Source organism: Micromonospora olivasterospora (assembly GCF_007830265.1).
Classification (GTDB): Bacteria; Actinomycetota; Actinomycetes; order Mycobacteriales; family Micromonosporaceae; genus Micromonospora; species Micromonospora olivasterospora.
Genome location: NZ_VLKE01000001.1, coordinates 5823700 through 5850254, shown reverse-complemented (window position 1 = coordinate 5850254; position 26555 = coordinate 5823700). Strand labels below are relative to the sequence as shown.

Here is a 26555-nt window from a genome sequence, read left to right as displayed (position 1 = left end):
CCCAAGAACCAAAACTAAAGCAGAAGGTGTAAATCAAACGGCAGCTCAGGACCTTGACCCGTTCCGGGTGGCGGTGGAGGGGGCGGCGGCGCCGCTTTCCAATATTGCCCGACCGTGGCCTGGCTGATCAGGTTGCCGGACAGTTTGGCTACCGCCCTCAGGCTGTAGCGCTTGCCGTCGGGGCCGGGCTCATCCTTCAGTCTCTCTGCCCAGGCTTTCACCCATGCGTGCATTCCCCGCCCCAGCCTCCCCTGTCTGTCGGTGTGCAGGGATACCCGGTGGGGGAGTTCCAGCGTTTTCAGATATGCGCGGAGGGTGGCGGGCCCACCCGCACGGGGCCGCCAAGTGACCACGTGATCTTCCGGTGGGGGTAGCGGCGACGCCGCCTCTTGCCACCATTTCGAAACCGCTTGATGAACGATCAGGTTGCCGGACAGTTCGGCTACCTCCATCGCTGTGTAGAGGTAGCCGTCGGGGTCGACCTCATCCTGCAGTCCCTGTGCCCAGGCTTTCACCCATGCGTTCATTCCCGGCCCCAGCTTCCCCTTTTCCTCTTTGGGCAGGGATACCCCTTCGGGGAGTTCCAGCGTTTTCAGATATGCGCGGAGGGTGGCGGGCCCACCCGCACCGGGCCGCCAAGTGACCACGTGATCTTCCGGTGGGGGTAGCGGCGACGCCGCCTCTTGCCACCATCTCTCGACATATCGCTTGGTGGTCAGTTTGCCGGACAGTTTGGCTACCTCACCCGGAGTGTAGGCGGGCTCATCCTTCATTGCCCGTGCCCAGGCTTTCACCCATGCGTTCATTCCCGGCCCCAGCTTCCCCTGTTCGTCGGTGGGCAGGGATACCCGGGCGGGGAGTTTCAGCGTTTTCAGGTATGCGTGGAGGGTGGCGGGCCCACCCGCACGGGGCCGCCAAGCGACCACGTGATCTGGCGGTGGCGCCACCTCCCGCCACCATGTCCCGACCGTGCCCTCGGTGATCAGGTTGCCGGACAGTTTGGCTACCGCCCGCTTGGTGTAGGAGTGGCCGTCGGGGGCGGGCTCATCCTTCATTGCCTGTGCCCAGGCTTTCACCCATGCCATCATCCCCGGCCTCAGCCTCCCGAATCTGTGGCGGTTCAGGGATACCCGGGCGGGGAGTTTCAGCGTTTCCAGGTATGCGTGGAGGGTGGCGGGCCCACCCTTACGGGGCCGCCAAGTGACCACGTGATCTGGCGGTGCGGGTAGCGGCGGCGCATCCCGCCACCATCTCCCGACCGATTCCCTGGTGGTCAGCTTGCCGGACAGTTCGGCTACCGTCAGGTGGGTGTAGGGGTGGCCGTCGGGGTCGACCTCATCCTGCAGTCCCTGTGCCCAGGCTTTCACCCATTCGGTCATCCCCGGCTCCAACCTCCCCTTTTCCTCTTTGGGCAGGGATACCCCTTCGGGGAGTTCACCCTTTTCTGCCAGCTCCGCCAGGTACGCGCGGAAGGTTTGTGGCCCATCCTTGCCGGGCTGCCAAGTGACCACGTGATCTGGCGGTGGGGGTAGCGGTGCCGCGGTTGTGGATGTGGGTGGGGGTGGCTGGGGTGAGGGGTGCGGGCTTTCCGGTCGGGATGCGGGGACCGGTGTGGATGCCGTCGTGTGCAGAGATGCCGGGGCGGGCGTGACCTGAGTGTCGGAGAGGTCCAGTGCGACGATCCTGGGATACCTGGGTGCGAAACCATAGTTGTCGTGGAATCCCGATGCGGCCGAGGCCAGGGTGATGTTGACTTGATACACCTCGGACATCAGGCGTAGCAGTGCCCCCCTGAGGTGAGGAACGGACGTCCCGCGCGTGTCCAGGGCCTGCCGCAGCGTCGCCACGTCCGCCGGGGACAGGCCGTTCTCCTCAGCGAAGTTGGTTCTGTCGATGATGTGGTCGAACTCCACTTGCAGACGATGGCGCACCTGCTCAGCTCCTGGCATCAGGGTCCGCTCATCCGCCGCGACCCCAAACCCCATCACGCCGAAGAAACGCGCGAACAACCGGTCCCACTCGTCTGACCGCAGCAGCCCGCCCGGCACCGACTGCGACGGGACAGGAGCGGGAACAGCGGCGTTGTAGTGGTTGTAGTGGGTGGGGTTCGCCGGGTCGGCCGCGACGTAGTACAGGGTGACCCGCTGGCCGTCCAGCGGCCCGAACACCGCCACCGGGCTCGCCCCCCGCCCGGTGCGCTGCCAAACGGTGATCCGGCTACCGGTGGCGTGGGCCAGCAACGGCAGCAGGAACTCCCCGCCCGGCCCGCCCCACCGACGGTCCCAGTTGGCCACCGTGTCGACGACCTCGGCAAACTCGTCCGCCTCGAGCGGCCCGTCAGACGTGCTCAGCACATGGACCAGATAGTCACGGGCCGGCTCCGGCGCCAACAACGCCACGTGAAAACCCCGGCCGCGCCCGTTGACGAAGTCCAACTGCTCCTGCGGCACATCCGTCACCGGGCCTGGATTTTGCTTTAACCCGATCAACTCCGCACGCGCCTCCTCATACCGCTGCCCGATCCGCCCCGCATCCAGGAAAGCCGCCTCGGTGACAACACGGCCCGCCGAGACACCCTGGTCGCCGAGACGATCACTCAGCCGCGCCAACACCTGCCCATCGCTGAGCTCCCGCACCTGCCGCCACGGCTCCCCCTGCGGCAGATGCCGCCGCTGCATCACCACATCGGCCGGCAACCACCCGAAACGGGTGTCCAGGTACGACAGGACATGGGCCTGCAACAACTCGTTCACCCGCGCCAACTCAGACCCGGCCGGCACCGCACCAGCCATCCGCCTCACACTGACGCGCACCCCGTCAGCAGAGGAGAGCCACTCGTACAGACCCGTCGGCAGCACGCCCGCCTGCGCCAACACGTCCCGCACCCACACCGGATCAGCGACAGCGAGCGCCGACAAGACGCAATACCCATCAGCCGGCACCGGGAACTCCAACACCGGCCGGGCAACCCCATCCACACCGGCCAGAACCCCCTCCTGCGGGGCCGCCACGGTCGCGGTGTCCCCCACCACCGACGGCACCCACGAAACATCCTCATCGAACGTCGGCGTACCCATTCGATCCAGATCCGGACCTGGGCCCAGGTCCGGCCTCCACGGACCCTCCACGAATGCCGGGCTAAGAAGCGCCGGGTCAAGAAGCGCCGGGTCAAGATAAGGCGGGTCGTGGTCTCCCGCGTCCGCCTGTTGCGGGGCCGCCACGGTCGCGGTGCCCCCCACCACCGACCGCACCCACGCGACACCCACCCCTGGCACCCCAGACAGCGGGGACTCGACCTGTTCGGTGTCCCGCGGCGGCCCCCACTCATCGTCGAGCCGCGGTGTGTTCGGATTTCTCCCATCCAGATCCGGGGTGACTACGTTCTGGAATGCCTGGGCACTAGACGCCGGGCCAGGACCAGACGGGTCGTCCTTGCCCACTGGATCGGACCTGGGGGAGTCCGCCGGGTCGGGGGCGGTGGTGTCTGCCCGCATGGCGTGGGACGGGCCGCGTGGCGTGCTGGTGGAGGCGAGCAGGAACGCGCTGGTGTCGGTGCCGGTCGTGGTGATCGGCCGCGGGTGGCGGGCGGTCTGGCCGAGGAGATCGGTGATGGTGGTGGGCCGACCGTCTCCGTCGAACGCGGCCACCCGGGTGCTGGATGGGAACAGGTGTCGCAGCCACGGGTCACGTATCGGGTCGTCCGGCTCGGGTCGGTCGGCGGCGTCGGGCAGCAAAGGGTCCCGCACCTGGATCCTCGGCGGCCCGGATTTTTGTGGCTGGCTGTGGAGGGCGAACACGTGCTGTGGTTCGTTCGGTGGCGCGGCCCTGACCACCACCATCGACCCCGGTGCCGCCCGCAACGCGGCCAGCACGTCCTCTCCCGCGACCCCGTCCGGGTGGGCGACCCGCTCGGGTACCGTGTCGAGGATCTCCATCAGTTGCGGCCAGCCCATGGTGGGCGCGAGCCGGCCGTCCGGTCCGATGATCCGGTCGTCGAACACCGCTCGGTTGCCCAGCCGCTTGTACACGGTTTGGAACACATCGAGAGTGGCCGCCACGCACCACCACAGGTCACCGCTGCCGGCACGCGCCTGCTCCGCAGCGGCCCAGTCGGCGGCCCGCTGCCCGGACCCGAACATCCCGACGGCCTGCCCGGTTGCCGCAACGGCCTGCCCGGTTGCCGCGACGGCCTGCCCGGTTGCCGCGACAGTCGGCTCGCCGTGTCTGCCGGGGTCGCCACTGACCAGATCATCCCGCAACGACACATCACTCAACGAATCCGCGTCACTCAACGAATCCGCGTCGCCGAGACCGCGCTTACCAGGCACCCCACCAAGCGACTCGTCCGGCAAGGACACGTCACTGATCGAAATTGCGTCGCTGGTGTCAAGGTTGCTGAACATGTCATCGCTGGCGACAGACATGTCACTGGCGCTGTCACTGGCGCCGCTGTCACTGTCACGGCCGCTGACACTGCCGTTGGCGCTGTGGTGGATCGGCGTGCCATCGGCGCGGGAGGCAGCGCCAGCCGGCACCGCACCACGGGCGCCGGCTGCCTCCGGCGTGCCCGGCGTCCCAGCCGTGCCCGGAGTGCCCGGCGCACCCGGCGCGTTGGGTGTGGCCGGCACACTGGACGTGGCCGGCACGCTGGGGGTGGCGGGCGTGGCGTTGCCGGTGGCCTGGGCGAGTACCTGGTGGTATCCGTTGACCCAGTCCCGTCGGAAGGAACCGGCGAGGGTGTCGTGGTTGGCCGGATCGACGACGTCGTACTTGCGGGCCAGGGCGGTGAACTGGGTTTCTGCCTGGCTGGTCGCTGCTGCGGTGTGCTGCTCGGGAGTCACCGGCAGCGGCGGCAGGTCGGTAGGCCGGTGTGCCGGGGTGTCCGTGCCGGATGGGGTGGTGTGCGGCGCGGTGGTGTCGGGGATGGCCGCGGCCGTGACCCGGGCGGGCAGGTCGGTGACCGTCTGCCGGACCACGTTCGCCACGGCGTTGACCTGCGCGGCGTCGGGCCTGACCACCGCAGCCGACGGCACGGCGGGCGGCACGGTCAGTGGTGCGGTCAGTGGTGCGGCGGGTAGGGGGGTGGCGCCGAGGATCGCGTCGAGGCTCCGGTCCACGTGGGCCCGCACGTCCCGCTCGACCGCGGCGCGCACGACCTCCGACGGCGATGCCGCCGCCCCGGAACCCCCCGGCACGCCAGCCGCCCCCGGCACGCCAGCGCCGCCTGGCGGGACGACGCCGCCTGGCAGGGGGACGGTCGCCGGTGTGCCCGTGGTGAAGTGCTGGTCGAGGTGGTGCCCGACGGCCAGGTGCGCGATCGAACGCAACGCCTGCCGGTCGAACTCCCCGGGCAGCGCCGCGACAACCTGCTCCGGGCGTACCGCCGCCGGGATCTGCCCGCCCGCCGGGACCTGCCCCGCGAGGGTTTCGGTGACCTGGGCGACCGCCCGGTCCCGGACACCGAACAGGAACTGGTCGGTCAGGGCGGTGGCGGGCAGACCGACCTGAGACAGGAAAACGGGCACGGCCGGATCACCCTGCCGGGCGTCGGCCCACTCGGTGAACACCCGCTCGACCGACACCGGAAGCCCGGCCAGGAACTGCCGCGCCGGCCCCGTCCCGGCCAACAACCCACCGTAGCGGTCCGCCAGTTCCTGCTGGAACCGCTGCCACTGCTCCACCACCGGCCCACCCGCTGCCGCGACCCACGCCGGCACCGGCGCAGCCGGCACCGACAGGTTCGACACCGACCACGACGGCACCGACAGATCCAGGTGCGGCGTGGGCAGGTTCGACGCCGGCAGCAGCGGCGGCGGGGGCGGCGGGGCCTGGGCGCCGGTTACCGCAGGCTTCGGGTCGTCGACCCCAGCCTGGTACCCGGTGGACGTGTCCCCACCCACCGGTGTCGGCCCCACCGGCAGGACCGGCTTACCGTCCGACGTGAGACCGAGGTGAGGCACCTGCACCCGGGGCTGCACCACGGCGCGACTCACGACGAACCCGAGCCCGCTCGCGGCCGCCCCGCCCGCCCCGAAATCGCCCCGGACAGAAGATCCGCACCGAGATTTCCGGGGTCCCAGTACCCCTCGACCATCAAGCTGGCACCGATACCGAACAGCCCCTCCCCGAGGGTCTCCGTCACCGGCCGCGTCAGCACATCGGTCAGCAGATGCTTGGTGGCATCCGACACGGCGAGCTTGCCGACCGCGCCCGCGACAACGCCAGCGGCCCTGCCCAACGCCGGCCCGCCCACCGTGGTCAGGAACGCCGCCGCCCCCGCGAACGCCGCCTGCTTACCGACCGTCGACCAGTTCACCCCCGGCTGCAGACCATCGGTCATCATCGACACCTCGGCCAGCAACGCAGAACCCGGCATGAACAACATCTGCATCGCCGTGCCACTCGCCGCCGACCGCACCAACGCCGAACGCAGAATCGCCTGAATGATCGTCCGCGTCTGCGCGACGTGCGCCGCCGCCCCCACCGGATTCCAGAACCACATCGCCGCGGCGACAGCGAACTCGGCAATCATGAAGTTGAACATGGCCAACGCCGTACGCTTGCCGACCTCCGTCTCCACGAAGAACTTCTTCTCCGCCTCGACCACGGCGAGCATCAGGTCGGCCGTCTCGGCCATCTTCCTCACAAACGGAGCGGTCTGCGCCGCGAACCGGTCGAAGGCCTCACCCTCCCCCGCCTGCCGGACCGCCCTGATCGTCTGCTCCAGCAACGGACCCAGCACCGTACGCACCCGAAGCGCCAGCGTTCCCAGCGTGCCGATGTCATCCCGCAACAACGGCAGCTCCGCCCGGGACACCCTCATCCCGGTGAACCGTTCCAAAGCCTGCGACGCGCTCTCGTTGAGCTCAAGGGTCGCAACGGCGGCGGCCAACGCGCAACGCTCCCCTTCCTGCCCCGAAACAGGGGCACCCAGTGCGAACCAGTCAGCCGCGCTGACCGCCACCCCAGCTTCCGACCATCTCTTCGGCGATGGCCTCGGCACCGTCCGCCCACCCGGCGGCCAAGACGCCACCTCGCCCTGCAACCCGACCGAGGCCCTCCGCGACCACCGAAGGTGTCGATCACCGAGGGCTACGCACCCCCACAGTAGAGTGACGGTAGTCGACATCGGCGACGCGAGCCATCCCTCCCACATGTGGGCCACCGCACATCCAGGCCCCGCGCTTGGATAGCTGTCCCAGGGCCACAAGTAATGGGAGCGCCCAGGCGTCCTCCCACAACCGGACGATCGCCGGGTACTTGCGGCCCCAGGCCTCGGCGAACTCCAGGAACCGCTCGGTCGCGCGGCGTCCTCGGTCGCGACGGTGTAAACCGGCTTGAGTGCCTTGGCGATTGTCCCAGTCCTGCGAGCCGCATACCTGAACAGAGAACTCAGAAATGCCATCGCACCAACATGCGCTCCGGGGCCACACTGGTCCACATCCTCGGCGTCCCGACACCACCTGGTCCAACTACGCCCCAGGCGACCACAGAGGATGATAATCGGGCCCGCTCGTCAGATACCGCCGGTGCACTCGTGATCCGGCGTGTTGTCGACCGGGACGTGTTCATCGCCGCAAATAACGCAGGTATCATCGTCCGAGGCGAAGTGCCCGCAAGGGCCGATCTTGTCGGCGTCGACCTCATCGCCGCAGACAGCGCACGCTCCACCCGCCATGTCACTCTTACCTGTTCGCTCCACCAGGATTGCTGTTTTGCGTTACTTCAACGGGATTCGTCACGCAGGGTGCCCTCAGCCGGGCGTTTGATCTCGCAACCGCCGAATAGGCGATCTCACCAGTCTCAATGATTGCCTCGCGCGCTCGTTTGCCCATCCGGGTGCCGGGAACGCGATCGGTACCCGCGAGGCGCCGCCAAGGAAGGGCGCCGCGAAGGAGGCCGTATCCATGGCTGACAGGCAGCAGTCGCTGACCGGCAAGAAGGTCGCGTTCCTCGCCACGGACGGGGTGGAGGATGTCGAGTACACCCAGTCCCGGGCCGCCGCGGAGCAGGCGGGCGCGGAGTGCCACCTGATCTCCATCAAGCCCGGCGAGATCCAGTCGATGAACCACGACATCGAACCGGCCAACCGCTACGGCGTGGACGGCACCGTCGACCAGGCGAACCCGGCCGACTACGACGCCCTGGTGCTGCCCGGCGGCACGGTGAACCCGGACCGGCTGCGGATGAACCCGCAGGCGATGGACTTCGTCAGGGCGTTCTTCCAGCAACAGAAGCCCGTGGCGGCGATCTGCCACGGCCCGTGGTCCCTGGTCGAGACCGGGATGGTCAAGGGGCGCACGGTCACCTCATACCCCAGCCTGCGCACCGACATCCGGAACGCGGGCGGGAAGTGGGTCGACCAGCAGGTCCAGGTCGACCAGGGGCTCGTCACCAGCCGCGCCCCGAGCGACCTGCCGGCGTTCTGCGCCAAGCTGGTCGAGGAGATCGCCGAGGGCAGGCACGCCCGCCAGACGGCCCCGGCCTGACCGCACGGCCACGTCCGGGCCGGGCGCGGTGCCCGGCCCGGACGCCGGCTCGGCGTCAGGCCGCCGGGTCAGCGGGTGGGCCGCCCGCTCAGCGGGCGGTCAGGGCGGCCAGCATCCCCTCGCAGCTGCGCACCACCACCCGGGCCGCCCGGCGCTGCGGCAACAGCAGCCGCAGGTCCTCGGCCCGGCCCTGCCACCGCCGCAGCGCCTCGAAGGCGAGGCGCCACAGCTGCTCGGGGGTGGTGTCGTGCTCGACGCCGAGCCGGGCCGGCAGCGCGGTGCCGTTGCCGCCGAGCAGTCGCTGTGCCTCCGGCAGCAGGTCGGGGTCGACCGTGCCGGCGGCATCCTGCAGCGATGCCAGCAGCCGCAGCTCCCGGAAGTCGTGCGTGGTGGCCAGGATCCGCTCGATCCGGGCGAGCAGATCGGTGCCGCCCGGCCGGGGCTCGGCCCGCAGCAGAGCCTCCAGCGCCGCCAGGGCCGAGCGGGCCTTGAGCACGTCGCACCGGTCCACGAAGCACCGGTTCATCGACTCCCGCAGCTCGGTGAAGCCGCTACGCCGGATCAGCTCGGCGGAGAGCCGGACCCGGCTGTCGCACCCGGTACGGATCAGCGTGGTGGCCAGCCGTACCCCGAAGAGGCCGAACCGGTCGAGCAGCGCCGCGCGGACGCCGGCGTCGAGCCGTGCCGGTGGCGTGGTGGTGGTGAGGAAGCGCTCCGCCGAGAGCAGCGACTGCTCCAGCTCGCCGCGGGGCGTGCCGGCCAGCGCGGCCAGGGCGGCGAAGTCGGACTCGCCCATCAGCCGCCCGGCCAGGCCGACCAGGCCGCTCAGCGCGACCACGTTCACGCAGAGCGCGTCGACCCGCGGGTCCCGGCGCAGCCGGCGGGCGAGCTGCCGGGCGGTCAGTAGCGCGTCGACCCGGCCCCCGTTGAACTCGTCGGCCCGGGAGAGCACCAGGATCACGTTGGCCGGCGCAGCCTGGTCCACCACGCCCGTCCGGGTGGCCTGCAGGATCTGCAGGTCGCTGTCGCGCCCGTCCCGGGTCAGGTACAGCACCGCGTCCGCGTCCCGCAGGATCCGGTCGAGCACCGGCGCCCGGCCGTCCTCGCCGGGCGGCGCGACGGCGGGCGTGTCGATAAGGGTGGCCTGCCGCAGCGCGCGGGTCGGCCACCGCACCACGATGTCGTCGACCTCGCCCGGGCGTAACCCCACGAGGTCGACCCGCATCCCGGTGGGCGACTTGGTGACGGCCAGCACCTGGGGCGGTCCCGCCGACGAGTACGCCGTGGCGCGGGGATGCGGTGCGTCCTCGTACCAGGTGAGGACACAGCGGCCTTCCGGCACCTCGACCGGCGCGACCTCCTCGCCCATGATCGCGTTGAGCGCGGTCGACTTGCCCGACTGCCAGGGGCCGGCGATCGCGACGTGCAGGGGCGCCTCCAGCCGGTCGAGCTGGTGCCGCAGGTGGCCGACGGCCCGGGGGTCGTCCCGGAACCGGTCCAGGGCGTCGCGCAGCAGCTCGTAGACCGCCTCGTCGAGCCGCTTGCCGCCGCTCACGGTGCCTCCTTGGTTCGCGGCTGCGGGGCTCGCAGGAGCGGCTCGCTCCTCGCGCTCACGGTGCCTCCTTGGTTCGCGGCTGCGGGGCTCGCAGGACCGGCTCGCTCCTCGCGCTCACGGTGCCTCCTTGGTTCGCGGCTGCGGGGCTCGCAGGACCGGCTCGCTCCTCGCGCTCACGGTGCCTCCTTGGTTCGCGGCTGCGGGGCTCGCAGGACCGGCTCGCTCCTCGCGCTCACGGCCGCGGCTCCAGCGACACCGGGGCCGGCCGCGCCGAGGCCAGCCCCTGCGCCTGCTCGTACAGTGCGGCCAGCCGCCGCATCCGCTGCTGGATCTCGCGCTGCCGCTGCTCGCGCACGGCGGCGTCGGCGTCCGCCGCCTGCTTGGCGCTGCGGAACGACTGGACGATCGCCTCCTGCAGCTCCTCGGTGACCCCCGTGAAGTGGTCCCGGATCACCCGCTGCACCTGCCGGGCGGTGTCCCGGCAGTCCTTGGTCGTCCGGAGGAAGAAGTCGTCGACGTGCCGCTGGACGGCGGTCTTCACCGTCGCCTGCCGCCGCCGTAGCAGGGCCTTGCCCTCGTCCCGGATGGTCTTGCCGCCGAAGAGCACGCCGGCGCCGACGGACACGGGATTGATCATCGGCATCCCCGCCAGGGTCAGCGCCAGGCCGAACATCAGCACGCCCCCGTACGAGCCGCGCATGCCGCTGACCAGCTTCTGGCTGGCCGTGAAGCGATCGGTCGTCGGCGGCTCCAGCACCGGCAACCGGTCGACCACGTCGTCCGGCGGCGGCACCTGCCACTGCGGGGGGACGTCGTAGCCGTACCGGGTGAAGTGGCTCGCCACCTGCGCCGCGACCCACTCGCACCGCTGGCCGAACCACCGGTGGTTCGCCTCGGCCGCCTCGACCAGGCTGCCGTCCAGCCACTCCTGGAAGGTCTCCCAGCCGACCAGCGGGTCGGCCCGGTCGAACGCCTCGTCGACCTCGCGCAGGATCGTCCGGGTCCGATCACGCAGGTCGTACTCGATGTCGGACAGCAGGTGCGCCATCTCGTCGGAGAGCGTGTTCTGCCACCGCGTGGTGCAGCGGCGCAGCTCGTCGATCTCGCGCTGCGCGGCGTGCAGCCGCGAGATCGGGCCGGTCTGCTCCGCCGCCTCCTGGTCGGACAGTTCGGCGCGCAGCGGCGCGGCCAGCTGCTCGAGCACCGTCCGGCCGATCAGGCACACGGACGTGCGTGCCAGCCGGTCGCCCTTGTCGCCGTGGTCGCGCATGAGCCGTGCGATCAGCGGCGGGAAGCCCGACTCGGCGTTGAGCGCACGGTCGTCGCCGGCCGCGGCCCGCAGCCGCAGCACCGCCGAGACCGGGATCAGCGACGCGGGGATCCCGGCGCTGGCCAGGTGCTGCCGGTTGCGGTCGGCCACCGCCCGCCAGTTCGCCACCAGGTCGGTCTTGGTCTGCACGACGGCCACGTTCGCGTGTGACCGGACGAGGTGCAGCAGGATGTTCAACTCGGCGACGGAGAGCTCCCGGGTGGAGTCCGACACCATCAGCACCGTGTCGGCCCGGGCGAGCGCGGCCGACGCGGCCGGGCCGCGGATCGCGTCCAGCTCGTCGGTGCCCGGCGTGTCGACCAGCACGATCCCGGCGCCGAGCAGGCCCCGGGGCAGTCCGATCTCGACGTGTACCGCCTCGACGGTGGGACGGCGCGGCACCCGACCGGCGATCTCGACCGCGACCTGGGCCATCGGCAGTGGGGTCCGGTCGGCGGCCGGCGCGGCCGGGCCGGCGGGCCGGCCGGCGGTGGGCAGCGGCGTGCGGACCAGGGTGGCGGTGGGCGTCTCGGCGTGCTGGACGACGGTCGGCAGCACGGTGGTGCGGCCGTCGCCGACCGGGCAGGCGGGCGCGTTGACGAGGGCGTTGACGAGTTGGCTCTTGCCCTGCTTCGGCTCCCCGATGACGAGGACGCGCAGGGTGGGGTCGAGGAGCTGGGCGCGCCGCTGACGCAGCCAGAGAAGCAGGTCGTCCCGCCCGTGTGTCACACACGCCCGGGCGATCTCGTCGAACACGTCCAGCCACATCGGCGCGATCACCGCACCAAGTGTGCGGATTTCAGCTTAATTATCAAGTGGGGGTCTGGCGGAAACGCGCGACGGGCCGGACCGTACGACGTACGGTCCGGCCCTCGTGTCGCGTCGGCACCCCTCTTCTCAGAGCAGCCCGTCCGTGAGACCCAGCAGCCCGCCCCCGGTGGAGGCGTGTGCGCCGCCGTGGACCTCGGCTTCGCCGCCTACACTGCCGCTCACGCTGCCGCTCGTACCGCCGCTGACACCACCGGTGATGTCCGTTCCGGTGACGCCCTTGAGCACACCGTCCACTTGGTCCGTGACGCCGCCCACCGTGCCCGGCACGTCCGGCACGATCCCGGCGCCGCCGAGCTGGTCGCCCACGCCGCCCAGCTGGCCGCCGAGCCCGCCGGCGCCGCCGAGGTGGTCGCCGAGCCCGCCGACCGTGCCGAGCGGGTCGTCGGCGCCGACGAGGCCGTCCGCCACGCCGAGGGGCGAGCCGAGGACGCCGGTGGCCGGGTCGAGGCCGCCGCCGAGCACCCCGTCGACCGCGCCGCCGACCGGGACGATCACCGGGTCCGCGATGTCGGGGCCGACGAGGCCGTCGACCGCGGAGCCGCCGACCAGGCCCGCGTCCAGCGTGTGCGCCACGTCGTACCCCGCCGACAGGTCGGCGCCGACGACCGTCGGGCTGGCGCCCACGGCGACGCCGAACGGCAGCGCCGCAGCGGCGCCGAGGCCGGTCGGGTCGACGCTGATGGCGCCCAGCACGCCCGCGTTCACGTCCACACTCGTCGTCGCCGTGGGGATGGCGATCTGCTGCGTGACGCTCTGCAGTTGGCCGATCGCGTCGGTCGGGTCGACCGCCGGCAGGGTCGAACCGAGCTGGTCGCCCAGGGGCGCCAGCGAGGTGACGCCGGTGACCGGCACGTAGTCCACCACGAGCGGAACCACGTCCTGCACGTCCGCCGCCGTGATGTCGCTGAGCCCGGCCGCACGCAGTGCGCCCTCCGGGTCCAGGTCGAACGCCGACCGGGCGTCGGGGTTGGTGAGCAGGTTCAACACGAAATCGTGCAGCGTCTGGCTGTCGTGCATCGACGGGTTCTCCTCAGGCGTCTCGCGGGGTTCGGCTGACACGGACCGACAGTAGTGACGGAGCGGCGAACCGGACATCGGGGACGGGCCCCGTATCCGGCGGGAATCGCCACCAGGGTCAGGGACCCTCGTTCGTTAGGGGATTAGGGACACCTGATCGGCCGGACTAGGGGGCCGATAATGTACGAGCCCTGGTACGAACAGCGGACGGTTCAGATTCCGGACAGGGTGGTTGCCGTTCGACGCCGGCGTGTCCGACTCCGGCGCGTCACGTCACGGCGGAGGTGGGAGCGCATGCCGTACGTCCTCGGGATCGACCTCGGTCGCACCAGCACCGTCGCCGCCCTCGCCCGACGCCAGGACGCCACCTGGGCGCGGCCCGAGGTGCAGCGGCTGCACGCGCAGTCGACGGCCGTGCCCTCCGCGCTGCGGCTGGCCCGGGACGGCTCGTTCGCGGTCGGCGAATCCGCCGGGTCGCCGGGCGGCGCCGACAACGGCCGTACGGCGCGGGACTTCGTCGGTCGCGTCGGCGACGACGTGCCGCTGATCGTGGGCGGCGAGGCGTGCACCGCGCAGGCGCTCACCGCGGTGCTGGTCGCGTGGGTGGTCGAACAGGTGACCGCCCGGGAACAGGCGCGCCCGGAGGCCGTCGTGCTCAGCCACCCGGCCGGCTGGGGGCCGTACCGCAGGGACCTGCTGCACCGGGCGCTGTGGGAGATCGGCCTGGCCGACGTGACCCTGCTGCCCCAGCCGATCACCGCCGCCGAGGCCCACGCCGCCCGCGGCTTCACGGGCGCCACCGCTGCGGTCTACTGTCTCGGCGGCACCGGGTTCGAGGCCGGCCTGGTGCGCCGGGCCCCGCACGGCGGCTTCGAGGTGTTCGGCGTGCCGGCCACCCTCGAACCGCTCGGCGGCGCGGACTTCGACGAGGCCCTGGCCGGGCACGTCCGGGACGTGCTGGGCCGGCAGGCGGCGCCGCGCGACCCGGGCGACGGGCCCGCCGCGGCGGAACTGCTCGCCCGCTGCGCGCGGGCCCGGCACGACCTGACGGTCGCCACGGACACCGACGTCGCCCTGCGACTGCCGCACGGGCCGATCCGTGTCCCGGTGAGCCGGGCCGAGTTCGAGGAGCTGGTCCGGCCGGCCGTGCGGACCACGGTGGAGCTGACGGCCCAGGCGCTCCGGTCCGCCGGCCTGGCGCCCGCCGACCTCGACGCCATCCTGCTGACCGGGGGCTGCGCGCGGACCCCGCTGGTCGCCGAGGTGCTGGCCGCCCGGTTCGCCCGCCCCGTCGAGGTGGAGGCCGATCCGCAAGCGACCTCCGCCGTCGGCGCGGCGCTGGCCGCCGGCCAGGTCGTCGCGCCGCGCCCGACCAGGACGCAGCCGCGGCCAGGGGCTGACCGCGAGGCCCGGCCGGACCGCGCCGAGCCGGGCCGCCGCGCCGACCGCGCCTCGCACCGGTACGCCAACGACCGGCCGGAGCCACCACCGCGGCCCCCGGTGCGGGTCGCGCCACTGGAACTGCCGCGCGCCTCCCGGCTGGCCGCCCTGCGCGGCCGGGGACGGGGGCGCCGGTGACGACCGCCGTCCTGCGCGCCCCGAGTGACCTGCCCCTGCTGCTCGACGGGCCGAGCCGCGCGCTGCTCGCCGCGGTGGCCGCCGACCCGGACGCGCCGCTGGCCGTGGCCCTGGTCGGGCCCGGCGGCCACGGCAAGAGCACCCTCCTGCGGGAGCTGGCCCGCGGCTACGCCGACGCCGGCGCGCGCGTGCTGCCGGTCGGGCCCGACACGGCGTCGCTCGACCCGGACGGCGTGCTCCTCGTCGACGACGCGCACGCGCTCGACGAGGAACTCCTGCGCGAGCTGCGCGCGCTGGTCGACACGCGCCGTTGCCGGGTGGTGGTCGCCCACCGGCCCTGGCCCCGGCCGGCCGGCCTGGCCGAGCTGTCGGAGGCGCTGGGCCGCACCGGGCGGTCGTTGCCGCTGTGCCCGTTCACCGGGCAACAGACGGCCGCCCTCGTCGCCGGCGTACCCGAGCTGCGCCCGCAGCCCGCGCTCGCCGACTTCGTGCAGGCGCAGACGGGCGGGGTGCCGCGCGACGTCGACCGGCTGGTCCGCGCGCTGCGGGAGCAGGCCGCCGCCGCGCCGGACGGCCCGGTCCGACTTGAGCTGCCCGAGGCGGTCGTGCCCGGGTACGGCCCGGACCTGGCGAGCCTGGATCCCGACGTACGGCAGCTGCTGCTGGTCGTGGCCGGCGGCGTGCCGCTGCCGGCGGACCTGCTCGGCGTCCTGTTGCGCCGCTCCCCGGACGCCGTCGACGAGCTGTCGACCCGGGCCAGAGCGGCCGGACTGCTGGGCCCGGACGACCGGCTCGCGCCGATCGTGCGGCGCGCGGTCGCCGCGCTGAGCCCGGCGGCCCAGCGCGGAGAGGTCTGGCAGCGGCTGACCGAGCTGCAACTGGCGCGCGGCGGGCCGCTGCTGCCGCTGGTGCGCTCGCTGCGCGGCGCGGGCGTGACCGCCGGCTGCCCGGCCGGCGCGGCCGAGGCGGCGGCCGAGGAGGCGCTGCCGGACGAGCCCGCCCTGGCCGCCGAGCTGTTCGCCGTGGCGGCCGCCGCCGGCCGTCCGGCCGCCGGCCGGCAGGCGGCGGCCGCGGCGCTCGCCGGTGACCTCGGCTCGGCGCTCCGGCTGGCGGACCGGCTGGTCGCCGTCGCCGAGGCCGATCCGGCGGACCGGGCCGAGGCGGCGGCCGTGGCGGCGACCGCCCTGGTCCACTGCGGGCATCTCGGGCGGGCCGTCGAGCTGTACCGCTGGTCGGGCACGGCCTCGGCCACGGCGTTCGCGGAGATCGGCGCCGTGGGCATCGGACAGCCCGCCCCGCCGGCCGCGCCGCCGGCCGGCCCGGGCGGCCCCGGCGGACCGCCGACCCTGCTCGCCGGCGCCGCGCGGTTGATGGCCCGGGGCACCCGGGAGAGCCTCACCGCGCCGGCCGCCGCGCTGTCCACGTTCGTGCAGGCGGCCGCCCTGCTGGAGCCGACCGGCCGGGCGGTGCTGCTGCCGGACAGCCCGGCCGCCCTCGCGGCCCTGGTCGCGCTCGGCACCGGCGAGCTGGACATCGGGGAACGGGTACTGGAGCGGGCCGTCGCCCACCGGATCGGCGGCCACCTGCTGGTCCGGCGGCACCGGCTGCTGCTGGCCTGGATCCTCATGGTGCGCGGCCGCACGACGGCCGCGGCCGAGGCGCTGGCGACCGCGGCCCGGGGCGGCCCGATGGAGTCCCGGGACCTGCTCTTCGCCACCGCCCTCGAGGTCGGCGTCGCGCGGCGGGAGAGCGACCTGCCGGCCCTGCGGCGCAGCTGGGAGCGCGCCGTCGAGGCGATCGTCCGGCACCCCGTCGACCTGTTCACGCTCCTGCCGCTGGGCGAGCTCGCCATCGCGGCGGCGCGCCTGGGCGACCTGGGCCGGCTGAGCCCCTACCTGTCGGAGGCGCGCCGGCTGCTGGAGCGGCTCGGCGACCCGGCGCTGTGGGCGGCGCCGGTGCACTGGAGCGGGCTGCACGCCGCGATCCTGGCGGAGGAGCCGGCGGCCGTCGACGACCACGTCGCGGCGCTGGCCCGGATGGCCGAGCACAGCAGGTACGCCGCCGTCGTGTCGACGGCCGCGCAGTCCTGGGTGGAGGTGCTGCGCGGCGTCGTGGACCAGGAGCGGGTGGAGGCCGCCGCCCGGGGGCTGCACGGCGCCGGCCTCTGCTGGGACGCCGCCCGCCTCGCCGGGCAGGCCGCGATCCGTACCGCCGACCGGCGGGCGATGACGGCGTTGCTGGAGTGCGCGCGGATGCTGCAGGGGCGGCCGGCGGGGCCGGCGGGCGGCGGGCCGGGCCGGGGAGCCGCCCCGGACGCGGCCGGCGGGGCCGACGAGGGACGGCTCAGCGGGCGCGAGCAGGAGGTGGCGGAGCTGGTGCTCGCCGGCCTGACCTACAAGCAGATCGGCGACCGGCTGTTCATCTCCGCGAAGACGGTCGAGCATCACGTGGCCCGGATGCGCGCCCGGCTGGACTGCGCGAGCCGGAGCGAGCTGCTGGCGCGGCTGCGTGCCATCGTGCCCGCCCGGGACGCGCCCGGGCCGGGCCGGGGCTGAGGCCCCGGCCCGCCCGGGGCGGTGGGGCGGCGCCTAGCAGCGGGGCACGCCCGGGATGAAGCCGCTGTACCCGGTGTTGACGTACGCGTCGGAGACGTAGCGGTTGGTGCCGATCCGGTTCCAGATGTTCGTCGTGCCCTTGTTGCCGGTGACGGTGGTGCCGGTGGCCTGGCAGTAGACGCTGACCGCGTTGCTCCCGCTCAGGGAGCCGACGACCGAGTAGTGGGGCAACCGCCCATCGTGTGACTCGCATCGATCATCGCCTCCATCTATAAGTGTCGATGTAAGGCGAGACGATAGGCCCCCGGAGGAAGGATGTCTACAGCCCGACCGGGGTGCGCGAAGGTATGCGTCGCGGGCGCGATCAGGGCCTGAACCACATCGCGGTGTCCGGCGCCAGCAGCGGCGGATCGCCCCTCCCGCCGCCCGGCGCGTTCGTCAGCAGCACCTGCCGGACCGCGGCCAGCGGCACCGCCCGGCCGGCCTCGCGCGGCCCGGAGTCGTCCAGCTGGCCGGTGTCGCCCACGGTCACCTCCACGACGCTCGCCGCCTCGTCGGGGAACCGTTCGAGGACGACGTGGCCGCCGGGGTCGCCCTCGGGCGGGGCGGCCTGGCCGGCGACGGCCGGGCCGGTCAGCAGGAGCAGGGCGACGCCTGCGGCGCCCGCCCCGGACCGACCTCAGCCCCCGTTCCGTGGTCAGGCGGTCGGCCGCAGCCGCCGCCGGACCGTGCCGAGCGTCCGGTCCAGCGGAAAGTACCCGAGCTGGCGGGAGTCCAGGCTGGCCGGGGCGTTGTCGCCGAGCAGCACCAGCCGGCCCGGCGGAACCCGCTCGCCGACGTGCTCGCGCAGGGCGGGCACCGGTGGCACGGCGTCGCCCGGCACCGCCGCCACCCGCTTGATCATCCAACGTCGGCCGGCCACCGCCGCCGGGCCGGCCGATGCCGGCAACGGCGAGCGTCGCCACCGGCCGTCCGGTGCCGGTTGTTCCACCACCACGACCTGCCCCACCGCGGGCGTCGCGGTGCGCCGGACCAGGACCCGGTCCCCGTCGTGGAAGGCCGGCTGCATGCTCGCCCCGCGCACCGTGACCGCTACGAGCCGCCGGGCGACCAGGGCGACGGCGCCGAGACAGGCCCCCAGCGCCGCGGCCAGCAGCGCGAACCCCAGCGCCCAGGCGGTGCCGGTGGCGGCCAGCGGCACCGCCGCGGAGCCCGCCAGCAGCCCCACCACGAGCGCCGGCGTCAGTGGCGCGCGCCCGGCCGCGGTACGCCCGCGATCCCGTACCACCTGGTCCGGTGCGGGCGGGGGGCCGGGGTGCCCGAGCGCCGGGACCCGCTCCGGCGCCGAGGTGCCCGGCCGGGCCGGCACGTCGTCCATCAGTGTTCCCCGGTGGTGGCCACCAGGCCCGGCGCGGTGTCCCGGTAGCCGGTCGACTGCAACCGGAACAGCCGGGCGTACTCGCCGCCCAGCGCCGTCAGCGTCGCGTGGTCGCCCTGCTCGATCACCCGCCCCCCGGCGAGTACGACGATCAGGTCGGCGTCGCGGACGGTGTTCAGCCGGTGCGAGACGAGCAGGCTCGTACGTCCGGCCCGGTGTCGCCGGAGCATCCGGTGGATCTCCTGTTCCGCCTCCGCGTCGAGGCCCGCGGACGGCTCGTCGAGGATCAGCAGCTCCGGCCGGTCCCGCATGAGCGCCCGGGCCAGGGCCAGCCGTTGCCACTGCCCCTCCGACAGCTCCACCCCGGGCTGGTCGGGCGCGCCGGTGGCGTCGAGGAAGAACGCCCGGGACAGCAGGGTGTCGTAGCCGTCCGGCAGCTCCGTCAGCCGGCGGTGGACGCCGGCCCGCGCGGCGGCCCGTTCGACGCGGTCCCGGACGCCGATGGCGTCGAGGTCGCCCAGCGCGATGTTCTCGTGCGCCGTCAGGTCGTAGTGCATGTAGTCCTGGAACACCGCGCCGATGCGGCGGCGCAGCTCGGCAGGGTCGGCGCGGCGCAGGTCCAGCCCGTCCCAGCGGATGCTGCCCCGGGTCGGGTCGTAGAACCGGCACAGCAGCTTCACCAGCGTGGACTTGCCGGCGCCGTTGAGCCCGACCAGCGCCACCGTCGCGCCGTACGGGATGCGCAGGTCCACCCCGCGCAGCACCCACGGGTGCTCCGCGGAGTAGCGGAACCACACGTCGCGCAGTTCGATCCCGCCGCGCAGCGGCGGCAGCGGATCCGGCCGGCCGGCCAGCGGCAGGTCGGGAGGGGCGGTGGTCACGGCGAGATAGTGGTCGAACAGCAGCATCGCCTGGTGGCCGCGGGCCAGCTCGCGGGCCATCGTGACGAGCGAGCTCTGCACCCCGGCCACCGCGGCGACGAAGACCGTGACGTCGCCGACCGAGAGCGCGCCGCGCCGGGCGGCGGCGACCGCCCACACCACCCCCGCGCCCGAGACCGCTGCGGCGAGCAGCCCCAGGCCGCCCTGGACGACCAGTTCGCGCCGGTCGACGGCGCGGCGCGCGGCGTCGGCGCGGCGCCGGTCGGCCAGCATCCGGCCGCGCAGGAACCGGCCGAGGTCGAACAGCCGGATCTCCTTGGCCGCCTCCACGGTGGACAGGAGGTTGCGGTAGAAGAACTCACGCCGCTCGGTCGGCCCGATCGCCCAGAGCATCCGGGCCCGGCGGCGGGCGAGCAGCACTTCGGCGATCACGGTCGGCGCGGCGGCCACCAGCACCAGCCCGGTCATCGGTGGGCTGAGCACGAGCAGGGAACCGAGGAAACCGGCGATGGTCAGGGCCGCCCTGCTCACCCCGAGCACCCCGTCCACCGCCTGCATCGGGCTGGTCCCGCCGGACTGCTGGGCCAGCCGGAGCCGGTCCAGGAACCCCGGCTCCTCGAACCGCCGCAACCCGACGAACCCGGCGACCGCCCGGAACAACCGGTCGTGCGCGCGCAGCCCGGCCGCCCGGTCCAGCTCCGCCCGCAGGTACTCGGTGAGCTGCGGGACGGCCGCGGTCAGCAGGCCGGCCAGCGCCAGCGCCCCGGCCAGCGCCGCGAGCCCGGTGAGCGCGGCGCCGCGGACCAGGCCGTCGAGCACCAGCTTGGTCAGCCAGGCGGCGAGCACCGGCAGTGTGCCGCCGAGCAGGGTGAGCCCGGCGTACCCGGTCAGGCGCAGCGGCGCCGCCCGCGCGGTGAGCGTCGCCGCGGCGCGTACCCGGGCCAGCGCCCCCGGCCCGGGTGCCGGGGCCGGCGGTCGGCGGCTCATCCGACCGCCACCGGGGCCGGCCGGTCGACCTCCACCCGGTTGGCGGCGACCACCAGCCGGCCCGCGTCGTCGCGGTCGACCCGCAGCAGTGTCGGGTACGCCCGTACGCCGAACGCGCTGCTCACCGCGCCGTCGCCGCGCTCGACGACCACCCGCGCGACCGGGCCCAACTCGGCGAGGAAGTCCCCGGCCTGCTCGGCGTCCCCGATCACCACCGCCAGCGGCCGCTCCTGCCCGGCGGGCAGGCCACGCACGTGCGCGACGAACTTGGGCAGCTTGTCCTTGCAGGGGCCGCAGGTGGGGGAGAAGAAGCCGACCAGGGTGCCGGAGCCGAGCCGGTCCGTCGTGACCGGCTCGCCGGTCACCGTGGTCGCCTCGAACGGTCCGATCTTTTGGCCCACCGTGACGGCGGGCGACGGCGGGACGACCTCGGCGAGCAGCGCGGTGTGCTCGCGCAGCCGCTTGACGACGCCGACGGTCAGGACGAGGTCGAGCAGGCAGAGCGCCCCGACGAGGGCGAGCGCCGCGATGAGGAAGGGCATGGTCTCTCCTGGAGGCTGCGCCGCGGCCCGCCGGCCGAGCCCGCGGACCCGCGTGTGGACTGGGGGTGTGACCCGGCCGGCGGGCCGGGGCCCGCCGGCCGGGTCGGCCGGTCAGTAGCAGACGATGGTCGAGCAGCCGGCCCCGTCGCAGCAGTACGCGTCGCAGGCGCCGTAGCCGCACTGCCAGCAGCTGGAGAAGTACTTCCACCGGCAGGCGTTGGCCGACGCCGCCGCGGCCTCCACCTCCGGCACGAACATCCCGAGGAGCCTGCCGCCCACCTTCTCCATGAGCCTGTACATCCCGAACTCCTTTCCGCGCGACCGTGGTACGCGTGGGGCGGGTCCCGCACGCTGGTGACCACCGTCGCCGGGCCGGGTGCAACCGGCGTGGAAGGCGGGTGGAGCCCGAGGGCCGCGCGCCGGACGGAACTTCGGCGGCCACGGGCACCGCCGCGTTGGAACTGGTCGATATGATCGAACTCGGGCTGCCGTACACGGGGGTGTCTCACGGTGGGAGCTTTGCGGGTCGGCGTGCTCGGACCGGTGCGGGCGGAGCGGGACGGCACGCCGGTGCGCCTCGGTCCCCGGCTGGTCGCCTTGTTGTCGGTGCTCGTCGTCGAGGTCGGTCGGCCGGTTCCGGCCGCCCGGCTGATGACCCTGCTGTGGGGCGACCGGAGCGCCTCGGCGGCGACGCTGCGCAGCCATGTCTCGCACCTGCGGCGAGCACTCACCCCCGACCCCGCCGACGCCCGCGTGCTCGTCACGGTCGGCAGCGCGGGCAGCGTCGGGTACCAGTTGGACCTGCCGCCGGAGCGGATCGACGCGTGGCGGTTCGAGCGCGCCTACGACGAGGGCCGCCGACTGCTGTCCGACGGCGCGACGGAGCGGGCGGCGGCGGTGTTCGGGGAGGCCCTGGCGCTGTGGCGCGGTCCGGCGTACGCGGACGTGGCCGACCAGCCCTTCGCGTTGCGGGAGATCGCCCGGCTCGACTCGATGCGGCGGTCGGTGTGGCGCGGCCACGCGGAGGCGCTGTGCGCCCTGGGCCGGTACCCGGAGGCCGTCGGCCAGCTCGTGGGAGCGGTCGCGGACGAGCCGTACGACGAGGCGCTGCGCCGGCTGCTGGCCCTCGCCCTCTACGCGGAGCAGCGCGTGGAGGAGGCGGCGCAGGTGTGCCGCGAGGGGCTGACCCTGCTGCGCGAGCGGGGCCTCGACGCGCCCGGCCTGCACGAGGTGCAGCGCGCGATCCTCCGCCGGGAGGCACCGCCCGCGGCCTGGCCGGGGCCGCGTGCCGCGCCCTGCCTGCTGCCGCCGGAGCCGGTGCGCTTCGTCGGTCGCACGGCGGAGTTCGAGCGGGCCCGGCGGCACCTGTGCGACCCGATGTCGGCGCGCGAGGCGTTGGTGGTGACCGGGCCCGCGGGCGTCGGCAAGACGACCTTCGCGGTCCGGGTGGCGCACACGGTCGCCGACCGGTTCCCCGACGGCCAGCTGTACGTGAACCTGCGCGGATTCGACCCCGGCGGCGCGGCGACGACTCCCGACGAGGCCGTGCGCGGCTTCCTGGACGCGCTGCACGTGCCGGCGCAGCGGATCCCGGCCACCCTCGACGCGCGGGTCGGCCTGTACCGCAGCCTGCTGGCGGATCGGCGGATCCTGGTGGTGCTCGACAACGCCCGGGACGCCGCGCAGGTGCGCCCGCTGCTGCCCGGCGCGCCGGGCAGCGCGGTGCTGGTGACCAGCCGCAACCAGATGACCGGCCTCGCCGCCGCCGACGGGGCCGATCCGCTCGTGCTCGACGTGCTCACCGCCGCCGAGGCACGGCTGCTGCTCGAGTGGCGCCTGGGCGTGGACCGGCTGGTGGTCGAGCCGCTCGCGGTCGACGAGGTCGTCGCGGCCTGCGCCGGGCTGCCGCTGGCCCTGGCCGTCGTGGCCGCCCGCGCCTGCGTGCACCGGAAATTCCCGCTGGGTGCCCTCGCCGCGGAGCTGTGCACCGGCCGGGTCGGCCTGGACGGCTTCGCCAACGGGGACGCGGCCACCGACGTGCGGGCGGTCTTCTCCTGGTCGTACCGGGCGCTCGCCGCGGACGCCGCCCGGATGTTCCGCCTGCTCGGCCTGAGCCCGGGACCGGACGTCACCGTCCCGGTCGTCGCCAGCCTGGCCGGTCTCCCGGTACGCAGGGTACGGCCGCTGTTGACCGAGCTGTGCGAGCTGCACCTGGTCACCGAGCACGCACCGGGCCGGTACACCTTCCACGACCTGCTGCGCGCCTACGCCACCGAACTGGCCCACACCGTCGACACGCCGGCCGACCGGGACGCCGCCCAGCACCGCCTCGTCGGCCACTACCTGGGCACCGCCCACCGGGCCGCGCGGCTGCTCGCCCCGCACCGCGACGGCATCCCGGCGCCGGCCGCCGCCCGGCGGTGGCGCCCGAGGAGCTCGCCGACCACGCCGCGGCGCTGGCCTGGTTCACCGCCGAGCGCCCGGCGCTGCTGGGCGTCGTCGAACTGGCGGTCCGCGCCGGCCTCGACGCGTACGCCTGGCAGCTGGCCTGGACCCTCGACACGTTCTTCGACTACCGGGGGCACTGGCACGACTGGGCCGCGACGCAGCGGACCGCGCTGGCGGCGGCGCGGCGGCTTGGGGACCGTTCCTGGGAGGCCGCCGCGCACCGCAGCCTCGGCGTCGTCCACACCCAGCTGGGCCGGCTCGACGACGGCCAGCTCCACTTCCGGGAGGCACTGGAGCGGTACGCCGAACTGGGCGACCTCGTCAGCCGGGCGCACACGCACCGGGGCCTGGGCTGGGTGTGCGACCAGCGGGGCCACCGGCGGGATGCGCTCGAGCACAACGAACGCGCCCTGGCGCTGTACCGGCAGGCCGGCCACCGGGCCGGACAGGCCATGGCGCTGAACAACGCCGGGTGGCTGCACGGCATGCTCGGCGACCACCGCAGGTCGCTCGAGTACTGCGCCCAGGCGGTGCTGCTGGACCAGGAGATCGGCGACCGCCACGCCGAGGCGGGCGCGTGGGACAGCCTCGGGCACGCGCACCACCAGCTCGGCGGGTACGCCTACGCGGTCGCCTGCTACGAGCGGGCGCTCGACCTGGTCCGCGGCTTCGGCGACCGGTACAACGAGGCGGGCATCCTGGACCACCTCGGCGACACGTACCGCGCCGGCGGCGATCCGCAGGCGGCCCGGGCGACCTGGCGGCACGCGCTGCACATCGCCGACGAACTCGGCCACCCCGCCGTGCCGGAGCTGCAACGCAAGCTGACCGCGCTCGACATGGTCTCCCTCGGCCCGCGCCCGTGACCTGAGGTCGTCGCTCGGTCCACCGGGCTTCCACCGGCTTTACACGCCCGGCACCGACGGTGGAGGGCGAGCTCGGGAAGCCCACGGTCCGGATCGAAAGGAGTAACGTCGCATGCGCTATCTGGAGGTCGGAGCGCGGGCTCTGCTCGCTGTCGTCTTCGTGACGGCGCTGGCCGGCAAGGTGTCCGGCCGGGCGAGCTACACCGCCTTCGTCCGGTCGCTGCGGCAGATGGACGCCGTGCCGGTGAGCGTCCTGCGGCCCGCGGCGGCCGCGACGGTGGCCGCCGAAGCGGCGGTGGTGCTGCTCCTGCTGTGTCCCGCCAGGTGGAGCGGGACGGCCGGGTCGGCGTTGGCCGGCCTGCTGCTGGCGGCGTTCACGGTGGGCGTGGCGCGAACCGTCCGCCGCGGCCGCCGGGCGCCGTGCCGCTGCTTCGGCGCCTCCGACACGCCGCTCGGTTGGCAACACGTCGTCCGCAACGGCGCGCTGACGGCCGCCGCCGGGCTCGGCCTGGCGGCCTCGGTGTCGTCCGCGGAGCTGCCGCTCGCGGGGGCCTCGCTGGCCGTCTTCGCCGGCCTGCTCCTCGGCGCGCTGGTCGTCGCGCTCGACGATCTGGTCGCCCTCTTCCGGTCGCCCGCCTGACGGAAACTCCTGGCGGGCGCCCCGTGACGTCGTGGCGCGCTCTTCGCACGTGATTCGGGGGTGTTCGAGGTGGCGTTCGTCCGTCCGACCAGCAGAGCGGAGGTCCGTCCACCCGACCCGGCCGGCGCGACCACCCTGGACGACCTGGTCGCCCGGTTGCGCCTGCTCAAGGCATGGGCCGGGGACCGCCCCTACACAGCGATCACCGACGCGGTGAACGGAGGCTGGAAGCGGGCCGGTCGGCCGGCCGGCGAGCTGACCACCCGGAGCACCGTGGCCGGTTACTTCACCCTCGGCCGGCGCAGGCTGGACGAGGAACTGCTGGTGGCGATCGTCCGGGCGTTGCACGACGATGCGGCGTACGCCGAGCGCTGGCGCCGCGCCCTGATGCACGTCCGGGGGGAGACGGTCGCGGCGGCGCTGGTCGACGCGAGGAAGGAACTGCCTCCCGGGATTCCGGACTTCGTCGGCCGCGACCGGGAGTTGCGCCGGGTGACGGAGCTGGCCGCGCTGGCCTCGCCGTGTCGAGCGGTGGTGATCCGCGGCATGCCCGGCGTGGGCAAGACGAGCCTGGCCCTCCGCGCCGCGCACCACCTGGTCGGCCGGGGCCGGTTGCACCGGGTGCGGCTGTTCGCCGACCTGCGTGGCTGCGCGCCGACCGGTCCGCCGGCCGACCCGGGGGCGGTGCTCGGTGACTTCCTGCGTCTCCTCGGCCTGCGGGGCGACGAGATCCCAGCCACGCTGGACGGCCGGATCGACCGGTATCGGCACCTGCTGCGCGACCAGGACGCCCTGGTCGTGCTCGACGACGCGGCCCCCGGGCATCACGTCGAGGCGCTGCTGCCGACCGGCGCGCGGTCCTTCACCATCATCACCAGCCGCTACACGCTGCCCGGGCTGGCGCGGGTGGAGGAGGTGCCCCTGGGGCCGCTGCGCGCCCACGAGGCGCTCTCGATGCTGGGCCGGATCGCCGGACACCTCCGGCTCGGCGCCGATCCGGGCATCGTCCGGCGGATCGCCGCGTCCGTGGGGCATCTGCCCCTGGCGGTGGCGGTCATCGGCGAGCACCTCGGCCGACATCCGGACTGGTTGCTGGCGGACTATCTCAAGCCGCTGCCGGCGCTCGTGCTGGCGGGCGGCCTTCGCGACGCGCTGGCGGCGTCCGAGCGGCATCTCCCGGCCGAAACGCGACGGGTGCTGCGGCTGCTGGCGCTGAACCGGCGCGAGGTGGACAGCCCCGCCGCCGCGGCTCTCGTCGGCCTGGATGTCGAGACCGCGCGGCGCCACCTGGAGACGCTCGCGGCCGCGCACCTGTTGGAACGGGCCGCCGGTGACGCGTTCGGGTTCCACCGCATGGTGCGGGCGTACGCCATCGAGCGGGTGCGCACCGACGAGCCGATCAGCCAGCGCCGCGCCGCACTGTCCCGGCTCGCGGAGCACTACCGCAACGGTCGTCTCGTCCACTGACGCCGCACCCGC

The 26555-nt window shown here is 73.9% G+C and carries 17 protein-coding genes and 3 pseudogenes; 8 read left to right on the top strand and 12 right to left on the bottom strand.

All coding sequences use genetic code 11. From position 1 onward, the window contains the following. Positions 1-14: 14 nt before the first annotated feature. The 3 genes and pseudogenes from JD77_RS26845 to JD77_RS35680 form a co-directional block, all read right to left on the bottom strand. Entirely contained in the window at positions 15-5993 is a 5979-nt protein-coding gene (locus tag JD77_RS26845; protein WP_145776694.1) for a hypothetical protein, read from the bottom strand. Next, positions 5990-6892, bottom strand: coding sequence for a hypothetical protein (locus JD77_RS33025; protein ID WP_211372684.1), 903 nt, complete (start codon positions 6890-6892; stop codon positions 5990-5992). Before JD77_RS33025 ends, JD77_RS26845 begins: the two co-directional genes overlap by 4 nt. A gap of 328 nt (positions 6893-7220) precedes the next feature. Continuing rightward, positions 7221-7396: pseudogene (locus JD77_RS35680) on the bottom strand (transposase); the annotation flags it as partial. 511 nt (positions 7397-7907) lie between these two features. Here JD77_RS35680 and JD77_RS26830 point away from each other — a divergent pair. Continuing rightward, the gene (locus JD77_RS26830) at positions 7908-8489 is read left to right on the top strand and encodes a type 1 glutamine amidotransferase domain-containing protein (protein WP_145776693.1); all 582 of its coding nucleotides are present in this window, start codon (positions 7908-7910) and stop codon (positions 8487-8489) included. 88 nt (positions 8490-8577) lie between these two features. Here JD77_RS26830 and JD77_RS26825 read toward each other — a convergent pair whose 3' ends face one another. From JD77_RS26825 to JD77_RS26815, 3 genes are all read right to left on the bottom strand, one after another. Next, positions 8578-10044: a P-loop NTPase family protein gene (locus JD77_RS26825; protein ID WP_145776692.1), complete on the bottom strand. Its 1467-nt coding sequence runs from the start codon at positions 10042-10044 to the stop codon at positions 8578-8580. Between the two features lie 232 nt (positions 10045-10276). Continuing rightward, a complete protein-coding gene (locus tag JD77_RS26820; RefSeq protein WP_145776691.1) occupies positions 10277-12133 on the bottom strand; it encodes a dynamin family protein in 1857 nt (618 codons plus the stop codon). A 117-nt stretch (positions 12134-12250) separates the two neighbouring features. After that, complete coding sequence (locus JD77_RS26815) at positions 12251-13243, bottom strand: IniB N-terminal domain-containing protein (protein ID WP_145776690.1); 993 nt, start codon at positions 13241-13243, stop codon at positions 12251-12253. A 252-nt stretch (positions 13244-13495) separates the two neighbouring features. Between JD77_RS26815 and JD77_RS26810 the strand changes: the two genes are divergently transcribed. Both JD77_RS26810 and JD77_RS26805 read left to right on the top strand, forming a co-directional pair. Continuing rightward, the gene (locus tag JD77_RS26810) at positions 13496-14779 is read left to right on the top strand and encodes an Hsp70 family protein (protein ID WP_170286555.1); all 1284 of its coding nucleotides are present in this window, start codon (positions 13496-13498) and stop codon (positions 14777-14779) included. Beyond that, entirely contained in the window at positions 14776-17334 is a 2559-nt protein-coding gene (locus JD77_RS26805) for a helix-turn-helix transcriptional regulator (protein WP_211372683.1), read from the top strand. The genes JD77_RS26810 and JD77_RS26805 overlap by 4 nt, the downstream gene beginning before the upstream one ends. Positions 17335-17367: 33 nt before the next feature. Here the strand turns inward: JD77_RS26805 and JD77_RS26800 are convergent, their stop codons facing one another. From JD77_RS26800 to JD77_RS26780, 6 genes are all read right to left on the bottom strand, one after another. Beyond that, positions 17368-17565, bottom strand: coding sequence for a hypothetical protein (locus JD77_RS26800; RefSeq protein WP_145776688.1), 198 nt, complete (start codon positions 17563-17565; stop codon positions 17368-17370). Positions 17566-17698: 133 nt separating this feature from the next. Then, positions 17699-17866 carry a hypothetical protein gene (locus tag JD77_RS32525; RefSeq protein ID WP_170286554.1) on the bottom strand — a complete coding sequence of 56 codons (168 nt, stop codon included), beginning with the start codon at positions 17864-17866 and terminating at the stop codon, positions 17699-17701. Between the two features lie 165 nt (positions 17867-18031). Beyond that, positions 18032-18712 carry a S26 family signal peptidase gene (locus JD77_RS26795; RefSeq protein WP_145776687.1) on the bottom strand — a complete coding sequence of 227 codons (681 nt, stop codon included), beginning with the start codon at positions 18710-18712 and terminating at the stop codon, positions 18032-18034. Next, entirely contained in the window at positions 18712-20580 is a 1869-nt protein-coding gene (locus JD77_RS26790; protein WP_145776686.1) for an ABC transporter ATP-binding protein, read from the bottom strand. The genes JD77_RS26795 and JD77_RS26790 overlap by 1 nt, the downstream gene beginning before the upstream one ends. Beyond that, positions 20577-21122: a TlpA family protein disulfide reductase gene (locus JD77_RS26785; RefSeq protein ID WP_145776685.1), complete on the bottom strand. Its 546-nt coding sequence runs from the start codon at positions 21120-21122 to the stop codon at positions 20577-20579. Before JD77_RS26785 ends, JD77_RS26790 begins: the two co-directional genes overlap by 4 nt. A 111-nt stretch (positions 21123-21233) precedes the next feature. Further along, positions 21234-21422 (bottom strand): hypothetical protein, encoded by a 189-nt coding sequence (locus JD77_RS26780; protein WP_145776684.1) that lies wholly within the window; start codon positions 21420-21422, stop codon positions 21234-21236. Positions 21423-21632: 210 nt separating this feature from the next. Between JD77_RS26780 and JD77_RS35675 the strand changes: the two are divergent. From JD77_RS35675 to JD77_RS26760, 5 genes and pseudogenes are all read left to right on the top strand, one after another. Continuing rightward, positions 21633-22940 (top strand): annotated as a pseudogene (locus tag JD77_RS35675) (AfsR/SARP family transcriptional regulator); the annotation flags it as partial. Positions 22941-22951: 11 nt separating this feature from the next. Then, a pseudogene (locus JD77_RS35670) lies at positions 22952-23938 on the top strand (tetratricopeptide repeat protein); the annotation flags it as partial. A gap of 84 nt (positions 23939-24022) precedes the next feature. Further along, positions 24023-24436, top strand: a complete 414-nt coding sequence (locus tag JD77_RS34220; RefSeq protein WP_246140975.1) for a tetratricopeptide repeat protein — start codon at positions 24023-24025, stop codon at positions 24434-24436. A gap of 112 nt (positions 24437-24548) precedes the next feature. Continuing rightward, positions 24549-25076, top strand: a complete 528-nt coding sequence (locus JD77_RS26765; RefSeq protein WP_145776681.1) for a MauE/DoxX family redox-associated membrane protein — start codon at positions 24549-24551, stop codon at positions 25074-25076. 69 nt (positions 25077-25145) lie between these two features. After that, positions 25146-26543: an NB-ARC domain-containing protein gene (locus tag JD77_RS26760; protein WP_145776680.1), complete on the top strand. Its 1398-nt coding sequence runs from the start codon at positions 25146-25148 to the stop codon at positions 26541-26543. Positions 26544-26555 lie beyond the last annotated feature (12 nt).